At 40.0% G+C, this 3,814-nt stretch carries 2 protein-coding genes; both read left to right on the forward strand.

Translation table 11 applies throughout. The annotated features are described in order from the left end of the window. The first annotated feature begins 120 nt into the window (after positions 1–120). A complete protein-coding gene (locus tag QZ106_RS09220; RefSeq protein WP_295976552.1) occupies positions 121–2,382 on the forward strand; it encodes a type VI secretion system Vgr family protein in 2,262 nt (753 codons plus the stop codon). Positions 2,383–2,407: 25 nt separating this feature from the next. After that, entirely contained in the window at positions 2,408–3,754 is a 1,347-nt protein-coding gene (locus QZ106_RS09225) for a hypothetical protein (protein ID WP_295976553.1), read from the forward strand. The last annotated feature ends 60 nt before the right edge of the window (positions 3,755–3,814 follow it).

The raw sequence follows: 3,814 nt of genomic DNA on the forward strand, positions 1-3,814 counted from the left end.
AATAAAATGTCTATATTCTATTTTTTTATTGTCGTCTTGACGACAACTATTTTAATTATTTAGAAATAGCAGCATTTGCATTATACTGATACTGTTTTATAGGTTAAATAAGGGATCATCATGACAGTTCAATCCGACTACCGCTACACCCTTGATGCCGGTGAGAAATACCTTTTTGATGTGGTCAGTTTTACATTGAGGGAAGGCTTATCCGAGCCTTTTCATTTGACGCTGACATTGTCGAGTTTTAATCCGAATATTCCTATTTCTGCCTTGCTAGACAAACCGGTAACGCTCACTTTCTGGCAAGGGGATAATGCGGTACGGTATGTGAACGGGATTGTGACACGCTTTGGTGTGGGGAAAACAGGTTTTTTGCGCACCCAGTATAACATGGTGGTGGAGCCTGCCTTAATCCGTGCGTCCTATCAATCGGACAGCCGCATTTTCCAACATCAAAACAGCGAAAAAATCATCCGCACGTTATTGCAAAAGAACCACGTGGATGATGTGGCATTTGAACCCTTGCCGACAGATTGGGTGCGAGAATATTGCGTGCAATATCGAGAAACGGATTTGGCCTTTATTGAGCGTTTAGCGGCGGAAGAGGGATGGTATTATTATTTTGAGCACCAAGCCGGCAGCCACCGATTGCACTTTGGGCACCGGAGTTTGTCTTCCCCGATTTTAGGCACACTCACCTACAACGCCACGCCTGCGACAGACCGACCTGTTGCCTGCCTTTGGCGATTTGAGCATCATTTCAAACTCACCACCAATCACCAAACCTTACGCGATTACACCTTCTTACATCCGAATTATAACCTCGAACATCAACATCATTCACAGACATCCACGCTTACTGATAATGGTACATCTAAAAGTGCGGTCAATTCTGCGACCATTTATGAAAAATACGACTATCCGGGACGTTATAAGAAAGACGAACAAGGCAAACCCTTTACCCGATACCGTTTAGAATCAGAGATTGCGCTGTCTGAAACGGCGAATGCCGTGGGCGAAGATATGCGTGTTATCCCGGGCTATGGTTTTGCTTTGGAAGGACATCAGACACCTTCTCTTAATCAAGCCTGGCTGGTGGTGCGGGTGGAACATCAAGGCTGCCAAAGCGGTATTTTGGAGGAAGACGCCGTTGAGCGAAATTCAAGTGATAGCCATCCGGCGATAAACCCAGCCTCTCCCCAAGAAGGCAACCGCTATGAAAACCGACTCTTCCTGATTCCTCACAACAAGCCTTGGCGCAGTCCCTTAAAACCTCGTCCAATTATTCGTGGAACCCAAGTTGCCCATGTTACGGGTCCCCAAGGGGAAGAAATCTATTGTGACGAATGGGGCAGAATCAAACTCCAATTCCCGTGGGATAGATTAGGCCACTTTGACGAAAACAGTTCTTGTTGGGTGCGGGTATTACAAGATTTTGCCGGTGCGCACTACGGCAGCCAAATGATACCGAGAGTCGGTGATGAAGTGTTGGTGAAATACCTCAATGGCGACCCGGACCAACCGATGGTGGTGGGGCGCACCTATCACAGCACCACCGAACCACCTTACGCGCTGCCTAAACATAAAACCCGCATGACGATAAAATCCAAAACCCATAAAGGCAATGGTTTTAATGAACTGCGTTTTGAGGATGAAAAAGGGCAAGAAGAAATCTTTCTTCATGCCGAAAAAGACCTTAACCACATCGTCAACCACGATGAAACCAGCCAAATCGGCAACAACCGCTCTGAACACGTTAGCCGAGATGAAACCATTTACATCAGCAACAACCGCACGGAAACGGTGGCACAAGAGGAAGACCTCACTATCAACCGAGACCAAAACAGAAGTATCGGACGCAATCGCATCACCAAAATCGGACAGGATGAACTTCTCAACATCAACAACAACCGCTATGTGAATGTACATGGCGACACGGTTATCCATGTGGGCAAGGAACTCAACATAGAAATCGCGCAAAACGGCACCTGGGAAGCTGGTGAGCTTTTTGAACAAATTTGTGAACAGTTTGATTTAGAGGGGTATGAACTGGTAGAGCTTAGCGGACCGGGTGGGTCAATTCTGATAAGTCGGAATGGCATTGAGTTGATTGGGGATGTGTATGTTGAAGGGGAGTTGGTGGAAGAAGGCGAAGAGGGTGGCGAGGGAGATGTATTATTCTATTACTCAACCCGTTTAGATGTTTATGATATCTACGGAAATTGTTGTGAGAAAATAGTGCCTTATACAATTTTGGATAGTCAGGAAAACGTGGTTACTACCGGCATGTTAGATATAGATGGTCGAACCAATCGCGTGTATCGAGAATCAAGAGAACAACTAAAAGTATTTATTGGTCAGGCAAGAATTGAAAGTTAATCATAAAAGAAAATAGGAAGAATAAATGGTAAATGAAACTTTATATAGCATTATATTTTTAGATAACGAAAGAAACCCCATTCCCAACTGTTACTTTGAGCTTACCATTAATGGCCATGTAATAACAGGTCAGGCAAATAATTACGGAGAAGTGCAATTTAACCGTCAGCTGGTTGAATCAACACCGACGGAATATAAAGAACTAAATTTGACATTTTGGAATGAAAAATTTCCTAAAACAGAACATTCAACAACAGATAGTTTTGTTTGGCCAGAGGGGAAAACATCAATTAAAGCATTGATGCCAGATACTTATATAATTAATACTCGCTCAATTCTTAATGAAGATGATGAGCCTCAAGAATATCAACGCGCTTATTATCTTGTAAGAAAGGGGGATACGTGGAGCGGCCTTGAAGCTAAACTAGGCATTAATAAAGTAGAGGCCCTAATGTTTCATAATCGAATGAAATATAGTGACCAACTAGTTGAGGGGACAAAGTTATATTATCCTTTGGGATTTAGGACAAAAAAAGAAAAAACTGAAAAAGGGGAGAAAACGAATTCTAGTTCTACTAAGCAACAGAGAAGTCAGGAAAATGGAAAGCCTATAGAAGTAGCTTCTAAACGAGGAGGGTGTTTTTGTTATCGAGATTTTACGGTTGAAGAGATCAAAAAAATAATTTATCAATTAAGAGATTTTGAGCCTAATGTTAAGAGGACTCTAGGATATTCATTATTCTCTGCTAAAAATTGTAATATTCCTAATTCTGAAGCTACATATGAAAATTTTACAAAAGAACTTAATATTGCTATGAAAAAGTATGATATAGACACTTGTTTAAGAAAAATACATTTTTTAGCTCAGTGTTATCATGAATCAGCTCATTTTTCAACTTCTCAAGAATTAGGAAGTCTAGAATATTTAAGGGGTAAATCATATTACCCATATATTGGAAGAGGATTGATACAATTAACTCATTCTGGAGAAAGAATTGGTGAAATAGGCTATAAACAATATTTTGAATATATTGGAAAAAATAATTATAAAACTGATTATTCTCTTTTAAATCGAGATCTCCATTTTGCAGTTGATGCCAGTGGGTATTTTTGGAAAAGAGGTAAGTTGTTAAGTGCCGGTAATTTATTAGGTGCTAGATATCCTAATTCAAGGGGTGTAAAGGTTAATTATCAAAAAACGAAAGTATCTACTCATACGACAATTGACATAAATTTAGTAGCTGATGATGATAATATATATCAAGTTACATTTTTGATAAATGGAGGTCTTAATGGTATCAAGGAAAGAATATCTTATGTTAATGAGCTAAAGAGAGCTTTTAATTATGAAATTAATCACATCAATAAATAAAATTATACTTTTTATATTTCCATTTTCTTGTTTTTCAAGTAGCGATATTAAATACTACTT

This window comes from uncultured Aggregatibacter sp. (genome assembly GCF_901873365.1).
Classification (GTDB): Bacteria; Pseudomonadota; Gammaproteobacteria; order Enterobacterales; family Pasteurellaceae; genus Aggregatibacter.

Excerpts from the sequence above, each read along its gene's own strand:
- QZ106_RS09225 (WP_295976553.1), top strand. The coding sequence starts at position 2,408 with ATGGTAAATGAAACTTTATATAGCATTATATTTTTAGATAACGAAAGA.
- QZ106_RS09220 (WP_295976552.1), top strand. The coding sequence starts at position 121 with ATGACAGTTCAATCCGACTACCGCTACACCCTTGATGCCGGTGAGAAA.